The sequence below is a fragment of the Ruegeria sp. CDSB022 genome (genome assembly GCF_059611145.1).
Genome location: NZ_JBXWOZ010000014.1, coordinates 33,616 through 50,179, shown reverse-complemented (window position 1 = coordinate 50,179; position 16,564 = coordinate 33,616). Strand labels below are relative to the sequence as shown.

15 protein-coding genes are annotated in these 16,564 nt (G+C 54.1%); 9 read left to right on the top strand and 6 right to left on the bottom strand.

What is annotated here, in order from left to right; translation table 11 throughout:
* Positions 1-36 precede the first annotated feature (36 nt).
* Both AC2FIZ_RS16860 and AC2FIZ_RS16855 read left to right on the top strand, forming a co-directional pair.
* Positions 37-2,880 (top strand): FAD-binding and (Fe-S)-binding domain-containing protein, encoded by a 2,844-nt coding sequence (locus AC2FIZ_RS16860; protein ID WP_281995634.1) that lies wholly within the window; start codon positions 37-39, stop codon positions 2,878-2,880.
* 9 nt (positions 2,881-2,889) lie between these two features.
* Entirely contained in the window at positions 2,890-3,564 is a 675-nt protein-coding gene (locus AC2FIZ_RS16855; RefSeq protein ID WP_170711979.1) for a GntR family transcriptional regulator, read from the top strand.
* Between the two features lie 42 nt (positions 3,565-3,606).
* Here the strand turns inward: AC2FIZ_RS16855 and AC2FIZ_RS16850 are convergent, their stop codons facing one another.
* The 5 genes from AC2FIZ_RS16850 to AC2FIZ_RS16830 all read right to left on the bottom strand — a co-directional run bounded on the left by AC2FIZ_RS16850 (position 3,607) and on the right by AC2FIZ_RS16830 (position 8,349).
* Positions 3,607-4,683 carry an Ldh family oxidoreductase gene (locus AC2FIZ_RS16850; protein ID WP_281995635.1) on the bottom strand — a complete coding sequence of 359 codons (1,077 nt, stop codon included), beginning with the start codon at positions 4,681-4,683 and terminating at the stop codon, positions 3,607-3,609.
* Positions 4,673-5,545 carry an ABC transporter permease gene (locus AC2FIZ_RS16845; RefSeq protein ID WP_496791385.1) on the bottom strand — a complete coding sequence of 291 codons (873 nt, stop codon included), beginning with the start codon at positions 5,543-5,545 and terminating at the stop codon, positions 4,673-4,675. Before AC2FIZ_RS16845 ends, AC2FIZ_RS16850 begins: the two co-directional genes overlap by 11 nt.
* Complete coding sequence (locus AC2FIZ_RS16840) at positions 5,542-6,351, bottom strand: ABC transporter ATP-binding protein (RefSeq protein ID WP_496791383.1); 810 nt, start codon at positions 6,349-6,351, stop codon at positions 5,542-5,544. The genes AC2FIZ_RS16845 and AC2FIZ_RS16840 overlap by 4 nt, the downstream gene beginning before the upstream one ends.
* Positions 6,348-7,373, bottom strand: coding sequence for an ABC transporter substrate-binding protein (locus tag AC2FIZ_RS16835; RefSeq protein WP_281995638.1), 1,026 nt, complete (start codon positions 7,371-7,373; stop codon positions 6,348-6,350). Before AC2FIZ_RS16835 ends, AC2FIZ_RS16840 begins: the two co-directional genes overlap by 4 nt.
* A 61-nt stretch (positions 7,374-7,434) precedes the next feature.
* Positions 7,435-8,349, bottom strand: a complete 915-nt coding sequence (locus AC2FIZ_RS16830) for a fumarylacetoacetate hydrolase family protein (RefSeq protein WP_496791382.1) — start codon at positions 8,347-8,349, stop codon at positions 7,435-7,437.
* A 141-nt stretch (positions 8,350-8,490) separates the two neighbouring features.
* On the opposite strand from AC2FIZ_RS16830, the gene AC2FIZ_RS16825 reads away from it, so the two are divergent.
* The 7 genes from AC2FIZ_RS16825 to AC2FIZ_RS16795 all read left to right on the top strand — a co-directional run bounded on the left by AC2FIZ_RS16825 (position 8,491) and on the right by AC2FIZ_RS16795 (position 16,248).
* Complete coding sequence (locus tag AC2FIZ_RS16825; protein ID WP_171188346.1) at positions 8,491-9,171, top strand: FadR/GntR family transcriptional regulator; 681 nt, start codon at positions 8,491-8,493, stop codon at positions 9,169-9,171.
* Between the two features lie 194 nt (positions 9,172-9,365).
* Complete coding sequence (locus AC2FIZ_RS16820; protein ID WP_170383457.1) at positions 9,366-10,049, top strand: fumarylacetoacetate hydrolase family protein; 684 nt, start codon at positions 9,366-9,368, stop codon at positions 10,047-10,049.
* Between the two features lie 60 nt (positions 10,050-10,109).
* A complete protein-coding gene (locus AC2FIZ_RS16815; RefSeq protein WP_496690121.1) occupies positions 10,110-11,645 on the top strand; it encodes an acyl--CoA ligase in 1,536 nt (511 codons plus the stop codon).
* Positions 11,646-11,649: 4 nt separating this feature from the next.
* The gene (locus AC2FIZ_RS16810) at positions 11,650-12,627 is read left to right on the top strand and encodes a 2-dehydropantoate 2-reductase (protein ID WP_496690122.1); all 978 of its coding nucleotides are present in this window, start codon (positions 11,650-11,652) and stop codon (positions 12,625-12,627) included.
* Positions 12,628-14,224: 1,597 nt separating this feature from the next.
* On the top strand, positions 14,225-14,635 hold the full coding sequence (locus AC2FIZ_RS16805) for a hypothetical protein (RefSeq protein ID WP_480720432.1): 411 nt from the start codon (positions 14,225-14,227) through the stop codon (positions 14,633-14,635).
* Positions 14,632-16,011: a relaxase/mobilization nuclease domain-containing protein gene (locus tag AC2FIZ_RS16800; RefSeq protein WP_496791381.1), complete on the top strand. Its 1,380-nt coding sequence runs from the start codon at positions 14,632-14,634 to the stop codon at positions 16,009-16,011. Before AC2FIZ_RS16805 ends, AC2FIZ_RS16800 begins: the two co-directional genes overlap by 4 nt.
* A 21-nt stretch (positions 16,012-16,032) precedes the next feature.
* Positions 16,033-16,248 (top strand): DUF3313 domain-containing protein, encoded by a 216-nt coding sequence (locus tag AC2FIZ_RS16795; protein WP_152612202.1) that lies wholly within the window; start codon positions 16,033-16,035, stop codon positions 16,246-16,248.
* Between the two features lie 8 nt (positions 16,249-16,256).
* On the opposite strand, the gene AC2FIZ_RS16790 is transcribed toward AC2FIZ_RS16795, so the two are convergent.
* Entirely contained in the window at positions 16,257-16,520 is a 264-nt protein-coding gene (locus AC2FIZ_RS16790; RefSeq protein WP_496791379.1) for a hypothetical protein, read from the bottom strand.
* Between the last annotated feature and the right edge of the window lie 44 nt (positions 16,521-16,564).

Sequence of the window (16,564 nt, the reverse complement as noted above, 5' to 3'; positions counted from 1 at the left end):
CCGATGCTTGAGAATGGATCGTTGCATCGCCGACTGATGTCTGACGTCCAAGGCGAGGTGATGGCTGACTCGGCATCACGCGCACGATACTCGACTGACGCTTCGATCTATCAGAGGATGCCGGACGCCGTGGTCATTCCCCGAAACAAAGAGGACGTGCAGGCCGTGATGTCTGTAGCGCGCGACGAAGGATGCTCCGTTCTTCCGCGCGGCGGCGGCACATCGCAATGTGGGCAAACGGTCAATCAAAGCGTTATCTTAGACAACACCAAGCACTTGAATCGTATTCTTGACGTGGACGTTGAGAACCGTGTCGCGCGTGTTCAGCCCGGCGTTGTTCTGGATCAGTTGAACCAGTCACTAAAGCAATATGGCTTATGGTTTCCCGTAGACCCCTCGACCGCGTCGCGTTGCACGCTTGGAGGAATGGCTGCCAACAACTCTTCTGGTGGAAAATCCCTGCGCTACGGGATCATGCGCGATAACGTCCGTGCAATAAGTGCAATCCTCAGCGATGGTATGGAAGCACGGTTCAGCGCCGATACGACGCCATCTGGCGATTATGCCGATCTTGTTGGGGACATGCGTGCTCTGGGGCGTCGCGAGGCTGCGGAAATTGACGCCCGGTTTCCCAATCTCCAGCGTCGTGTGGGCGGGTATAACATCGATGCGCTTGTCGGCAACGACGTCAACATGTCTCATTTGCTGGTGGGGTCAGAAGGCACTCTGGCCTATTTCGCTGAATTGGAACTGAACCTTGCTCACTTGCCGGGCGAGAAAGTTGTCGGCGTGTGTCATTTCCCGACGTTCCGTGCTGCGATGGAAGCAACACAGCACCTCGTGACGCTCAAGCCGCAGGCGGTAGAATTGATCGACGACACCATGATTGCGTTGGGGAGAGATATCCCATTATTCCGCAGTACGATTGAGGCGTTTGTAGAAGGCAGCCCTGAAGCGTTGTTGTTAGTGGAATTTGCTGAGGGTAGCGCTGACGCCAATGCTGCAAAGCTTGTCGAGCTATCGCAACTGATGGGAGATCTCGGGTTTGATTTCAGTGGGACTGAAAACCGTTGGGGCGGGGTTGTATCAGTTACTGATACCAAACTGCAAAACTCGATCGCCGAATACCGAAAATCCGGGTTGAACGTTATGATGTCGATGAAGGAGGCCGGCAAGCCGATCTCTTTTGTGGAAGATTGCGCCGTCCCGTTGCCTGATCTCGCCGATTATACCGCTGGCCTGACCGAAATTTTTACCCGGCACGGCACAAAAGGGACATGGTACGCGCATGCCTCAGTCGGGTGTCTCCATGTTCGTCCTGTCCTGAACATGCGGCAGGACAAAGACGTCCGGACAATGAGGGCGATTGCCGAAGAGACCTTTGATCTAGTCAAGAGATACAAAGGGTCTCATTCAGGCGAACACGGTGATGGGATCGTGCGATCAGAGTTTCATGAAAAGATGTTCGGCCCTCGTATCGTTTCCGCGTTTGAACAGGTTAAGGCCCGGTTTGACCCTGCCGGGCTAATGAACCCCGGCAAAATCGTGCACGCGCCTGCCATGGATGATCGCCGCCTATTCCGCTACAGCCCGGACTACTCAGTTCCTGAATTCGAAACGGCGCTGGACTGGTCCGCTTGGCCGGGTGCCGGAGGAGGATTTCAGGGTGCCGTCGAGATGTGCAACAACAACGGTGCGTGTCGCAAGCTCAAGGGCGGAGTAATGTGTCCTTCCTTTCGTGCGACGAGAAACGAGCGTGATGCCACACGTGGGCGGGCAAACACGTTGCGTTTTGCCATCAGCGGGCAGTTGCCGGGTGGTTTAACTTCAGACGCAATGCAGGACACGATGGAATACTGCGTGTCTTGCAAGGCTTGTGCGCGTGAATGCCCGACTGGCGTCGATATGGCCCGCATGAAGATCGAAGTACTTTCAGCGAAGCGCAAAAAAGACGGGCTGACATTGGCTGATAAATTAATAGCTTATCTGCCGAGATATGCGCCAAAAGCTGCAAAAGTCGCGTGGTTATTGAATGCTCGGAACAAAATTGGGCCCTTGCGTACGCTGTTGGAGAAACCAACTGGAATTTCGGCGCGACGTGACCTGCCAGTGTGGTCCTCCGACCCGTTCCGGGATGTCGAGGCCCAAGACATAGATCCGCAGGTGCTTCTGTTTGCCGATGTGTTCAACCGATATTTCGAGCCAGACAATCTGCGCGCCGCTGTCCGGGTTCTGCGTGCGCTAGGGCTTCGGGTTGCCATAGCAAGAGATGACCAAACAGGAAGGCCGCTGGATTGCGGGCGCACTCTTTTGGCTGAGGGTTGCGTGGAAGAGGCGCGTCACGAGGCACAGCGTGTGATTGACGCGACGCGAGAAGCAGCTGCACAGCGCATACCGGTAGTCGGTCTCGAACCTTCTTCTATCCTCACATTCCGGGACGAATATTTGGCTCTTTGTCCGGGGCGGGATGCGGAGTTGCTATCCAAAGCCTCTCATACCTTTGAGGAGTTTCTGGCCAAACAGCCGGATCTGCCTCTCAAATCGGTAGATCGCCCCATTTATGTGCATGGTCATTGCCACCAGAAAGCACACGATGCCGTTACACCGATGCTCAACTTACTTAAGCGTATTCCCGCATCACAGGTTCACATGATCGAAAGCAGTTGTTGTGGTATGGCCGGGGCGTTTGGATACGCGCCCGGTACTATTGATGTCTCGATCAAGATGGCAGAGCTCGACCTGTTTCCAGCTTTAGACGCGGCGCCTGCGGATGCAATTGTTGTGGCGGATGGAACATCATGCCGCCACCAAATCGCCGAAGGTACGCAGCGCCAAGCGATGCACGTCGCGCGCCTGCTGGATATGGTCCTTGAATATTAGGATGTGGATATGAACCTGACGGACAGCATTAATCGCCCGACCCTACATGAAGAGTTGGTCGAACGCTTGCGCAATCTTGTCGTCGAAGACGTTTTGAAGCCGGGTGAGAAAGTGCCCGAGAAACAGCTTTGCGACTCATTGGGTGTTTCCCGGACACCATTGCGAGAGGCCCTAAAGGTTCTTGCATCCGAAGGCTTTGTGGTGCTTCAAGCCAACCGGGGTGCCCGTGTCGCGAGTGTTACGAGGGAAGAATTGGAAAACACGTTTCCAGTGCTCGCAGCGCTTGAGCAACTGGCGGGGGAACTAGCGTGTCAGCAAATGGACGTTGCGGAAATTCAACGGATTGAAAGTAGCCACAAGGATATGCTGAGCGCGTACGAAGCGCGTGATCGACAGGCGTACTTTAAAGCCAATCAAGACATCCATCAGGCACTTATAAAGGGCGCGCGAAACGACATACTGGAAAACCACCACAAGCTTTTGGCCGCGCGGGTCCGCCGTGCACGTTTTTTGGCCAACTTGTCGGACGAGCGTTGGGCACAGGCAATAGACGAACATGAAACCATGATGGAGTTGCTCAAGGCCCGAGATGCAGATGGGCTTGGTAAGGCAATGAAACTTCACATGATGAACAAACTTTCGGCGCTTGTAAAAGCGCTGAAGCCAGAAGTGACGCCTCGCTAAACCCTGGTCAAAAGTGCAGTCCGGCTTCCCTCAGATATGCCGCTAGTCAGTGTTAACATCAGGAAACGGGGGAGGCAGTCCACAGTCCAGGGCGAGATTGTTAAGTTCTCGGCAAAGAGCGGGGTTGAGGCTTACACCGTCTTTGCGACGGGCCTCAGCTGCAGCCGTTTTTCCGTCTCCGGGCAGGCGTACCGGGTCATGACCGGGCAGGGGGGCGGATGCGCGCATTTCAGAGTAGACGCGGGCTGCATTCGAAGCAAAGTCTTTTTCCATTCCAAAGGCCGCCGGATCAAGCGCCATTACGAATTGCCCTGTGTTTGTGGGTGAGGTTGTGTCTGATGTGAAGTTGACTACGTCAGAGCCGAAGGCAGCGCCGTTCAAGACTCCGGCCATCAACCCTATGGCCACGGAAAGGCCGAAACCCTTCGGACCTCCGATCGGCAAAAGAAACCCTTCTGATTTGCGAGCAGGGTCCGTTAACGGATTGCCATCACGCCCAACCATCCAACCTTCGGGCATAGGTTCGCCTTGCTGCAACAGGGTCTTGATCTTACCCATCGCGGCAACTGTCGTCGCCATATCAAACACAAACGGGTCGGGGCCATCGGCAGGTGCAGAGAAGGCGATAGGATTGGTGCCAAGAAGCAAGTCGCTTCCGCCATAGGGCGGAACGTGGTTAGCACTGCCCACCGCTGCGGCCATGCCAAGCATTCCAGCTTCGGCTTGTGGGCGCACATAAAGTGCCAAAGGTCCAGCATGATTGCCGCGCCGAACACCGACCCATCCGATACCTGCCTCTTTCGCCTTTTCTATCGCAAGATCTCGCGCCGCCGACATAGCCAAATGCCCAAGGCCGTCATCGCCGTCAATCAACGCGGTCGCGACAGACTGATGTATGACGGTAACGTTTGGTTTGGCGTTGCACCCGCCTCCGGCCAATCGGGCAAGATACTGGCGCAAGCGAAAGACTCCATGGGTGCCATATCCGAATATGTCGGCCTCAACCATCGTCGAGGCCACCTGATCTGCATCCGCTTTTGGAACACCTCGAGTTTCGAGCGCGCTCGCCACAAATTCACGCAAGGTCTGGCAGTTTATTTTCACTGGCTCAGAAGTCATCTCTGCCAACCTGCTCTTTGTGCCAGAACACCAGTTTTCGCTGTGTCCAAACCACCGTCGCAAATACAGCGAGACCAACGAGACTTAGGTACAGGATCAAGGAGAACACGCGCGGAGTATTGAGCTGCGATGCCGCAACACGGATCAACTCACCAAATCCCTTACCGCCCCCCAGGAACTCTCCTGTGATCGCACCGGCCATAACGCCGACTGCTCCGATCTTGAGGCCGGTAAAAATCTGCGGCAGGCCAGTCGGCAGTTTCATCTTGAACAATGTCTGCATCCGACTTGCGCCCATCGTCTTGAAAAGCATACGCGCGTTTTCATCGGCGGCGTGAAGCCCAGCCGCAGTACCGACCACGATTGGAAATGTCGCGATAAAGGCAGCAAGTGCGACCTTTGATTCAATACCAAAGCCCAACCACGCTACAAAGAGTGGGGCAAATGCCACTTTTGGCATGGTATCTATCGCCACCAGGTAAGGCATCACTGCCTTTTCACCAAATGCCGTTTCCCCCACCAACACGCCCAGCGAAAATCCGATCGCGATTGCCAGTGCAAAACCATAGATAACTTCTTTGATTGTGATCCACAGCGCCCCAAGCATGTAGCCGCCAGTCAATAGATTTTGTCCCACGAAGATCATATCTTTCAGGGTTTCCAACGGTGTAGGCAGAATGATTGGGGAAACCAGCTTAAGGCTCGTAACAATTTGCCAAGTGCCGACGAAAACCACGAAGACAAAGGTCATCGCCAGCCAGCGTGGGACCGAGTCGATAAAGTGAACTTTTTGTTCCCATACCGTGTCTTCTGCGGTGTCGGGGTCTTTTAGGGCAGGTGAGTAGTTATGAACGTCGCTCACATTTCTTCTCCCTTATCCAGGAGGCCGCGAATGTAGTCTACAATAGCGCCAAACTTGGGTGTGGTCATCATATCCAACGTGCGTGGGCGTGGCAGGTCGACCTTCACAATTTCGGCAATCCTGCCCGGGCGTGGTTTCAACACGACGATTTCGTCGGACAAAATCACGGCTTCCTGAATAGAGTGCGTTACAAGAAAAGCAGTCGCATCCTGTTCATGGCAAATCCGCTGCAGTTCCATATTCATCATGTCGCGTGACAGCTCGTCCAGAGCGCTGAATGGTTCGTCTAACAAAAGTACAGCTGGTTCTGTGATCAGCATACGGCAGATTGAGGCGCGCTGAGCCATGCCGCCCGACAATTCGTTCGGGTATACGTTTTCGAATCCCTTCAAGCCCACGATGTCCAATAGTTCGTGAGCCTTGCCCATTGCTTGCTTGGCGGCTGCCTTTCCGTCGCGGATCTCGATTGGCAACACGATGTTTTCCACCGCTGTTTTCCAGGGAAATAGTGTCGCCTGTTGAAACATCATACCAATGTCTCGACGGGGACCGGTCACTGGCAGGCCCTGTAGGATCACACGCCCTTTGGTGGGAGGGATCAGACCCGCCATGATCTTGAGCAGAGTGGATTTCCCGCACCCGCTGGACCCAATGACAGAAGTGAAGCTTCCTTTCCGTAGCGTCAGATTAATGTCCTCAAGCGCAACAACAAGGTTGCGTGCATAGGTCTTGCTTAAATGGGTCAATTCGTAGACCGGCGTGCCCAAGGGCGCGCCGGAAAACTCTTTTGCGGCTGCAGCGTTCATTTGCTGGCAGCCTCGTTGCCGATTGCAGCAAATTCATTGGTCCAGGCAGCGCTCAGGTCATCAAGTGGCCCCGGAATTTCGCCCCCTGCGACCAGTGCGTCTTGCCATTCTTGCCAGACTTCGGCGGGATACCACCCCAGGCCATTGCTCGGATCCGCCGCGATAGTTTTCGAGCGTACGGCATCGAACAGTGCTGACTGGAACTCCTTGTCCTCGCCTTCCTGCGGGTTGCCATCCGCCAAATGCTTCAAAACAGCTTCACGGTTGGCATCATCCAGTGCAAATGCATGACCACGTGCGAACGCGCGGCTCCAAGCTTCGACCAATTCACGGTCGTTGGCGATTGTGTCAGCCATTGTGGCGATGCCGTTACCGAAGAAACGCCCGAACTCCGCAGGCGTGATGTCACGCACCGCCATTCCGCGCTGGTTCAGAATTGCCGTATCAGCCGTCGAAGCAGAGTAAGCGTCGATTTCGCCGTTTAGGAAAGCCGCGGTCGCCGGGCCACCGTCGCCGACGGTAAGGAAGGTAAAGTCTTCACCCTCTTTCATGCCTGCTCCGGTCATCACGTTACGTGCAAAGCCGACTTCTGCGCCATCGGCCGTACCTGTTCCGATAACTTTACCTCGAAGCTCTTCAACACTTTGGATGTCAGAGTCTTCTGGCACGGCTATGCCAAAGTTGCTGCGTGCCGCAACGTTGTAGATGTGTACGGCATCTACATCCCGCGACCGTGCGGCAATTAAGGGGCCAGGACCGGGGCGACCGAAGTGAGCCTGTCCGGCGGACAATGCTTGAAGCACGGCTCCTGAGCCGTTGATCGCCTCGACGGTCACATCCAACCCTTCATCAGCGAAATAACCTTCGCCGATGGCGACAAAAACCGGAAATGAATTGATTGCCGAAGGGCTTGGCTGCACGAAGGTAATTTTACGCAAGTCCTGCGCAAAGCCCTGTGTTCCTAGTGCTCCTGCTACCGGAACCGCCGAAAGCAAGGACGCTGTGAAAGTCCTTCTGTTCATCATTTTAGTCTTCCTCCCTTGCATGGTTGGCAACCCGCAGATTCAGCTATGCAGGAGCCACTTAAACGACGCGCACGGTATTCCTGAGCGTGCCGATTTCTGAAATTTCACAAACCACAGTGTCCCCGTCTTTCAGGAACTGTGGTGGGTCCATGGCGTATCCGACACCAGACGGTGTGCCGGTCGCGATTATGTCGCCAGGTTCCAGGGTCATACCTTCTGAAAGGGATGCGATCAGCGTTGGAATGTCGAAAATCATGTCCGACGTCGATCCGTTTTGGCGCTGTTCGCCGTTGACTGTTAATCCGATTGATAGAGCGTGCGGATCACTGATTGTATCAGCGGTCACTATGAAGGGGCCCAATGGGCAAGACCCATCTAAACCTTTGCCTTTGAAATACTGCCCACCATGTCGGCGTTGAATGTCGCGTGCGGTGATGTCATTGAGGATCGTATAGCCGTATACATGGTCGTATGCGTCAGCCTTGGCTATGTTTCGCCCCGGTTTTCCAATCACAACTGCCAGTTCAACTTCATAGTCAATGGCATGTGAGACCGAGGGGAATATCAGAATGTCTGCCTCTGGCGCCACAATCGATGTCGGCGGTTTTGTGAAGAAGACCGGATGCTCTGTTACGCCAATTTTTTGGTTTTGGGCACGTTCGCCCTCGGCGATGTGTTCAGCATAATTGCGCCCGACACAGAAAACGTTCTTACGCGGGGAAGGAATTGGTGCCAGAAACGGCGCGTCATCCGGGACCAGTGCGTCGTTTAGATTACCCGTTTCGGCCGATGAAACGAGGGTTTTCAAAACGCCGAGCGTTTCTTTTCCGCCTGCGATCAGATGCTGCATTGAACCTGCGTCCAGCGCTTCGCCAAGCACTTGCGCTGCGCGCAAAACGTCCAACTTGCCGCCATCGTTTAGTATTGCCACGCAAACGGCGTGGCCCTCTACGGAAACAGTTGCTAACCGCACTCGGCACTCCTCCCTCGTGCTTGTGTCAAGACGTGGTCACGGATCCTGTCCGGCGACTCGTTTCTTGCTTTCCTCTTGCCCTTGAGTTTTTTCCGACTTGGCGTTTCAATCAATCAACCAATCGCCAAATTGGGTGGAGATATGAGTGCACCAACCGAACTCGCGCACCGTGTACGCGACCTGATTAACAATGCCGGATACAGGCATAACGACAGGCTCCCACCTGAACGTGAGCTGTGTTCAAAACTTGGGACCACTCGCAATCAGTTGCGAAGAGCGTTGGCAGAGCTTGAGGCCCAGGGGCTGATCTGGCGTCATGTGGGGCGGGGAACATTTGTTGGTTCCAGGCCGGTTCTCAACCTCACCGATGTAACTTATTTGGGCAACCAAATTAAACCTGAGCAGGTTGTATCTGTTAGATTTACTATCGAGCCGCAGCTTAGCCGCCTCGCAGCGCTCCATTCCACACGTTCCGATCGTGAGCAAATGAGGCTATGCGCGGACAAATGTCGTACCGCAGAGGATTGGCGCACGTACGAAGCTTGGGACAATAATTTGCATTACGCTATAGCCCGCTCCACTCGTAACCAGCTCTTTTTATACTTCTTTGAGACTTTGAATTCGGTTCGAAGATCGATTGTTTGGGGGCAGCCACGCGAAACTTTAAAGCCCGCAGAAAACTATTCCAGCTTTAGCGAACATGATGTGATCGTGTCTGCCATAGCAAAGGGCGACTGTGAGCTTGCGGCCAGTGCCATGGTGGATCACCTGAAATCGGTTTATTCGCGGGTGCTGCCTACGAGCATCCAGTCCGACAGCTGAAGTAGCGCTGGCGCCCAACCAATTCGGGAAATGGTCGGGGCAGATTGTAGCCGTTGGTCTTGCAAAACAGCCTGAATTTTGGCGATGACTTGGTAAGCCGCCGCGCCCGTTTGAATGTGGCGTGGCATCGATCGGAAGGTATCTGACCGTTCGGAAATCCGATCTTTGGCAGTCAAGCGTTCAGGAGGAAAGCGATGTCCGATCATGTAATTCCCGCGCCGCAGGTGCATGTCATACCCGTATCGGGGGGCGGCACGTTCCCTGTCCGGCGTGTCTACTGCATTGGGCGAAACTACGCGGCGCATGCAATTGAAATGGGCCATGACCCGAACCGGGAACCTCCATTTTTCTTTCAAAAGAACCCAAACAATTTGGACCCTTCAGGGGAATTCCCGTACCCTCCGCACAGTTCCGACGTGCACCACGAAGCAGAAATGCTTGTTGCGCTCAAGTCCGGCGGCACGAATATCTCGGTGGACGATGCATTGGATCATGTCTTTGGGTACGGCCTTTCGCTTGATATGACCCGTCGCGACCTGCAAGGGCAGATGAAAAAGATGGGCCGCCCGTGGGAAATTGGGAAAGCGTTTGAGCGCTCGGCGCCATGCGGACCAATTCACAAGGCATCAGAGGTCGGGCATCTCGACAGAGGTCCGATTACTCTGACGGTGAATGGTGAAGTTCGGCAAGAAGGCGACTTGAACCAGATGATTTGGAAAGTCCCCGAGATGATCTCGTATCTGAGCGACTACTTCGAGCTTGCGGCCGGGGACGTTATCCTTTCAGGGACACCTTCTGGTGTTGGTCCCGTCAACCGAGGGGATGTTATGGTCTTGGCCGTCGACAAGCTGGGCAGCCTGAACGTACGCGTGACTTAGAACCTGCTGCGACGACCTAACATTGCGAAAGAAACCGATGCTTGTGTAAACGGATAACAGATGCCCCATTTAGTCGCTGAATTGATTGCACACCATGCAGACACGGCAAATGCCATTGGCGCCCCTGGCCAGCCTTGGTTAAGCTACCTTGGTTTGCGCGAGCATTGCGCGAAGGTCGAAGAGGATCTGCATCAGATCGGAATAGGGCGCGGCGACAGGGTGGCAATTGTGTTGCCTAACGGACCAGAGATGGCGACGGCATTCATATCCGTCGCCCAAGTGGCGACGACGGCGCCTTTAAACCCTTCTTATACTATCGAAGAATATGTATTCTATCTCAAAGACTTGAAAGCCAAGGCTCTTGTAGTAAGCGAAAACGAAAGTGGCCCAGCCGTGCAAGCGGCGACTGAACTGGGTGTGGCCGTCTTGCGGATTTCTAGCGATAGTTCTCGTCCAGCTGGACAGTTTTCCGTTTTGGCCTGTGACCCAATTGGAGTGGCTGATACATCAGCGCCGGGTGAAGATGACGTCGCCCTGATACTCCATACATCAGGAACAACGTCGCGCCCCAAGATCGTTCCTTTGACGCAGGCCAATATCTACTCGTCGGCACGGAACGTGGCTTCGTCTTTGAAGCTGACAATCGATGATCGTTGTCTAAGCATCATGCCGCTGTTCCATATCCATGGGTTGATCGCAGCAGTCGCGGCTTCTTTAGGCGCCGGATCGCAAATTAGCTGCGCCCCTGGGTTCAACGCTCTTAGCTTTTTTTCACAGGTCGCTGAGGTTGATCCGACATGGTACACGGCGGTTCCGACAATGCACCAAGCTATTCTCGCCCGAGCCGCCCGAAACCAATCAGTCATTGAGCAATCGCGCTTGCGTTTCTTGCGGTCGTCTTCTGCGTCGTTGCCCGCGCCGGTCATGGAAGAGTTGGTGGCGACATTCAATGCGCCTGTCATCGAGGCCTACGGTATGACTGAGGCCACGCATCAAATGTGTTGCAACCCGCTTCCTCCACAAAAGCAAAAGCCCGGATACGTCGGAGTAGCAGCGGGCCCTGAAGTCAGAATTGCAGACGAAACGGAAAATGTATTGATCGCTTCGCGGGATGTCGGAGAAATCGTTATCAGCGGTCCGAACGTGACCCCTGGGTATGAGAGCAACCCGCAGGCAAATGCAGACAATTTCTTTGAAGCGGATGGAAAACTCTGGTTTCGCACCGGTGATCAAGGGTCGTTCGACGAAGAGGATTATCTGCTACTGACTGGACGCCTTAAGGAGCTTATCAATCGCGGTGGAGAAAAAATCAGTCCACTTGAAGTTGACGCCGTGCTTCTAAGCCATCCGGACGTTGCTCAGGCAGTTTGTTTTGCCGTTCCCCACGAGAAACTGGGCGAAGACATAGCGGCGGCGGTGGTGCTCTCAGAAGGAGCGACGATTGCAGGTCAGGACGTCCGGGATTTTGTTGGCGCACGGCTCGCAAAATTCAAGGTGCCGACTTCAGTGGTTATTCTCGAAGAGATACCAAAAGGTGCGACTGGTAAGATACAAAGGATTGGGCTGGCCGCTAAATTGGGACTGGCAAAGGCTTAGACACATGAAAGTTTGCATCTTTGGTGCCGGAGCTATCGGAGGTTACGTTGCTGCGAAGCTCGCGCAGACTGACGTGGACGTCAGTGTCGTTGCACGTGGCCCACATCTGGCTGCAATGCAAGAAAAAGGGCTGACTCTCCATGAGGATGGGCAGGACCCGATCAACGTGCCAATACGCGCCTCGGACAATGCCGCCGATCTCGGCCCCCAAGACTATGTCTTTGTGACACTGAAAGCGCATTCCGTTCCAGCAGTTGTGGACTCGATCCAGCCACTGATTGGGGATGAAACGACAATAGTGAGCGGAGTGAACGGGGTACCCTGGTGGTATTTCCACAAGCTGGGCGGTCCCTTCGAGGGGACGAGATTGTCATCTGTAGACCCGGGAGACGCGCAATGGAACGGTTTCGGACCGGATCGTGTGCTTGGCTGTGTTGTTTATCCGGCCGCGGAAGTCATTGCTCCGGGATTGATCAAGCATGTCGAAGGCAATCGTTTTTCTTTGGGTGAGCCCGATGGCACTAAATCAGACCGTGCCTCCAATCTTTCGGCTGCATTGTCCACCGCCGGGTTACGCGCGCCCGTAAGACCAAGAATACGGGACGAAATTTGGCTGAAGCTATGGGGCAACTTGTCGTTCAACCCGATTTCCGCACTTACCCACTCAACACTTGATGTCTTGTGTACTGATGAAGGTTCACGCTCCGTGGCACGTGGAATGATGCTAGAGGCTCAGGAAATCGGTGAAAAACTGGGGGTTAGGTTCCCGATTGATGTCGAAAAGCGCATTGACGGAGGAGCGGCTGTCGGAGCACACAAGACCTCGATGTGGCAGGATTTGGAGCTGAACCGACCTATGGAAATTGATGCCTTGGTCACTTCAGTACAGGAATTGGGGCAACTGACCGGGATCGCAACACCCACAATCGACACTGTTGCATCACTGATAAAACTGAGGGCAAAGGTCGCGGGTCTTTACTAAGATTCTGCTGGCGATCATCTGAAGAGATCAGTTCTGGGCGGACGGGGAGCTGAATAGCGATCCGGCGCTACAAAACGCAGATCTTTCAAGCGTCTTGTCAGAAGAACTTTACTTGGGCGGGGCAGGAGTTTTGCTTGCTTTTGCCTATGCCTAGACCTGCCTCTTTCAAATTCTTAAAACCAATCTCGAGATCATCCACCTTTCGGTGATGCTGTACATCCGTTTTGTCCGCATTGTGTGAGTTCAGCCAGCCGATGAATTTGCGCTTGCAGCGAATGGCAGGTTCGGCGGGCCGCGTCACAGCACCAGTTGCCGACGGTCAATGGCCGGTTAGGGCCATTGGAACTTCCGGATGAATACAAGGTTGGAAAAAACGCACCGGTTTCAGTAGCAATCGGTGATCGTTAAAACCGAAATGATTTGAGTTTTTGTAATGAAATCAATGTGCGGTTTCTACGAACGCGACGCGAACGTACTTCCATCAAGACATAGACAAAGAACAAGAAAAAGAAATTGATAAAGAGCACCCCATCCGCTTGTGTTACGCAAATCACGGTCGCTGTGTTTGCTGCACAATGCCGAAAAACGAAGGCGCGGGTTAGCGAACCTGACGATGGTCGGGGCAGATCTATCGCTGACGCACGAAGGACGCTTAATCAGAAAGCGGCAACCAGATTGTTTTGCCGGTCCTTCTGTCTCGCCCAGCTTCGCGTTCCTTTTGTCCGTCGCGGATCCGGGTGCGGGGATTTTCAATCGGGTCTAGGCTGTTCAGATAGGGTGTCAGGCAATAGAAATCTTGCGGATGCTTACGCGATGGTTTCCAGGTGATCATCGCCCACATCCGCTTCAACATTTTAGCACCTGAACGTTTGTATTAGCTGGGTTTTTCACCTGAATAGCATTGCATGGATCGGGTTGTAGCGACCAGCGATTTCTCTGGGAATTGGGTATTCACCGAAAAACCTCATCTCCTTATTGTGACCTTTAGCTGTAATGTGCCAGCTGCCTACTTTTTTGCTGCAGCCAACGCTCCTTATGCCCGCAACCCGACCCCTTTGTTGTGCAACTCGATCACTGTAGCGACTCAAGTGTTTAATCGGTGTGGGAGAAATTGTAGCGGTTAAAGTGAAGCTCTGATTTTGGATGCTCAATATAGCACCACCTACATTTTTTCAGAATGCTTAGGTTTCGGACGAAAGTGAGAATTAAAGAAAAGTCCTTTAGCTTGAGGTATCGAGCCCCGAGAATCAGCTTACTTTTCTGTCAGTTAAGGCCTGCCAATTCTGAGGTGGAAGTGTCGCAAGGCTTCGAGAAAACCAATTTCGTATACCACAGTTGGCACTCGCGCCGATTTTTCGGATAGCAAACAAGGAAGTTGAGAATGGTATTTTCAGAAGGTGGGCCAAGGGGTGGGCTGTAAATAGAATCAAAAACACAACGCATTGATAATTAGATGAATTTTTTGGGGATATGGTGCAGCTAGAGGGAGAAAGTTCGAACTCCCTCTTTGACATCCTGCAAGAATGGGAAGCCGTTCTCAAGACCTGTGATTCACTTATCAACACCGTAAATCAGGACAACGATCCGGGGTGCGGTGATGAGCATTTCGGAACGTGATTTTAACAAAGTAGCTGGAAAGCCAGTCAAGAAGCGAGAAGCGCCATTCTCGCTCCGACTGAGCTTTGACGAGAAAGCCGCGCTGCTAGAGGCTGCGAACGGCGTGCCGCTTGGTGCCTACATCAAGGCCAAGCTCTTTGATGAACCTTTGGAGAAGGTGCGCCGCCGAAACACCAATCCCGTGAAGGATCACGAGGCTCTTGGCCGAGTGCTCGGCACGCTGGGCGGTTCGCGCCTGTCCCAGAACCTGAACCAGCTTGCACGCGCGGCCAATACAGGCGCGATGCCTGTTTCGCCGGAACTTGAAGAAGAACTGCGCAAGGCATGCGATGAAGTCGCCGAGATGCGTGCTGAACTGCTCCGCGCGCTCGGGAATGGAGGTCAGCCATGATCCTCAAAGGTTCCCAGCGCGGCAATGCCCGCGAGCTTTCCAAGCATCTGATGAATGTCCGCGATAATGAGCATGTGGAGCTGCACGATCTTCGCGGCTTCATGAGCGAAGATGATCTGCATGAGGCTCTCGCCGAAGCCGAAGCGATCTCGAAGGGCACGCGCTGCAAGCAACATCTATTCTCTCTCAGCCTGAACCCTCCCGAGGGTGTCCACGTCGATACCCAGACTTTCGAGACAGCCATCGAAATGGCCGAACAAAAGCTCGGCCTTGATGGTCAGCCGCGTGCTGTCGTTTTCCATGAAAAGGAAGGGCGTCGTCACGCCCATGCTGTCTGGTCTCGCATTGATACCGACACCATGACGGCCAAGCAGATGTCTTTCACGAAAGTGAAGCTCATGGACGTTTCTCGTGAGCTTTACCTTCGCCACGGCTGGGAGATGCCTAAAGGAATGGTGGATCGTGAGAACCGCAATCCGCTCACGTTCTCTCGCGCGGAGTGGCAACAAGCGGCACGCGCCAAGCTAGACCCCCGCATGGTCAAGGCCATGTTCAAGGACACTTGGGAGCGTTCGGATTCTGCGGAAAGCCTCAAATCCGCCCTGGAACAGCGCGGCTACTATCTGGCGAAAGGGGATCGTCGGGGCTTGGTTGCCGTGGACTATCGCGGTGAAGCGTTCTCCTTGTCTCGCTGGGCGGGCGTGAAGGCAAAAGACGTCAATGCCCGCTTCGCGAACGCCACAGAACTTCCAAAGGTTGATGAGCAACGCCAACATGTTGCCGCGCTCATGGCGGACGGTTTACGCCGTCAACGCGCCGAGATTGAAGAAGGATACAAGCGCGCACGTCCGTCTATTGAGTTTCGCCGCACGCAAATGGTGGAACGCCATCGCACCGAACGTACGGGGATGGCAGAACTCCAAAAGCAGCGAGAAACCCGTGAAGCTGCTGCGCGTGCCTCGCGTCTGCCAAATAAGGGCGTGGGCAAGTGGTGGAGTCAGTTCACTGGCCGATATTCAAAGCTGAAAGCCCAGAACGAACATGATGCATGGCACGCGCTTAAGCGTGATCAGGCCGAACGCGACAAGATGATTTCACGGCAACTTGATGAACGCCAGCGTGTGCAACAGGCCATTCGTGCCATGCGCGAAGAACGGATCAAGGAACTCATGGCGCTACGCCAGGAGATCGCGAACTATATGCTCATGAAGCAAGGCAAAGTGCCTAAGATCGAGCCTAAGTACCCGACTACCCGTGCGGATGTGCGATCCCAAGAGACCAAACGAACGGAACGCCGCCGCGCCGATGATCGTCAGCGCGAACGCCAACGTCAGCGTCCGCGAGATCGTGGGCCTTATCGGGGGCGAGAGTTCTAACCAGTAGAAAGGAGGTCGCTCATGCGACACACATTGATGCTGAACCTGGACGAGACCCATGCTCGTCTTCTCGATGAACTACGAGACCATTTCAAACTGGCCGCCGAAGATACCGTGCGGCTGGCTATTCGCCTGACTCATGCAAGGCGAACGAAGCCCGATGTTCTTGCGCCGGAATTCAAGCCGCGCGCGCTCAAGGATTGGTGGAGCGATGATGACGACTGCGGGCCTTGTTGATCGACTCCCTAAGTCCTGTAGCCAATATGCTGCTTGATCAAACGGAGTCCCTCGTGCAGCGCGGCTGGATTCCAGTCCTCCAAACCTTGTCGAAACAAGGTGAAGCCCCAACTGCGGCTCGATTGTTCCTGGAAGTAATCGAGCGCTTCATAGACACTATTCGAGCGGACATCGAAGTCTTGTTCGCAATCGGCTACGGCTTCGGTGAGGATGCGCATGTGCTCATCATCAATGTATCGCTTCGCAATTCTGTTTTCAGTCGCATTCCACATCGAATGAATAAAGCAAATATTGCTTGCCAGAGTTAAGAACAAAT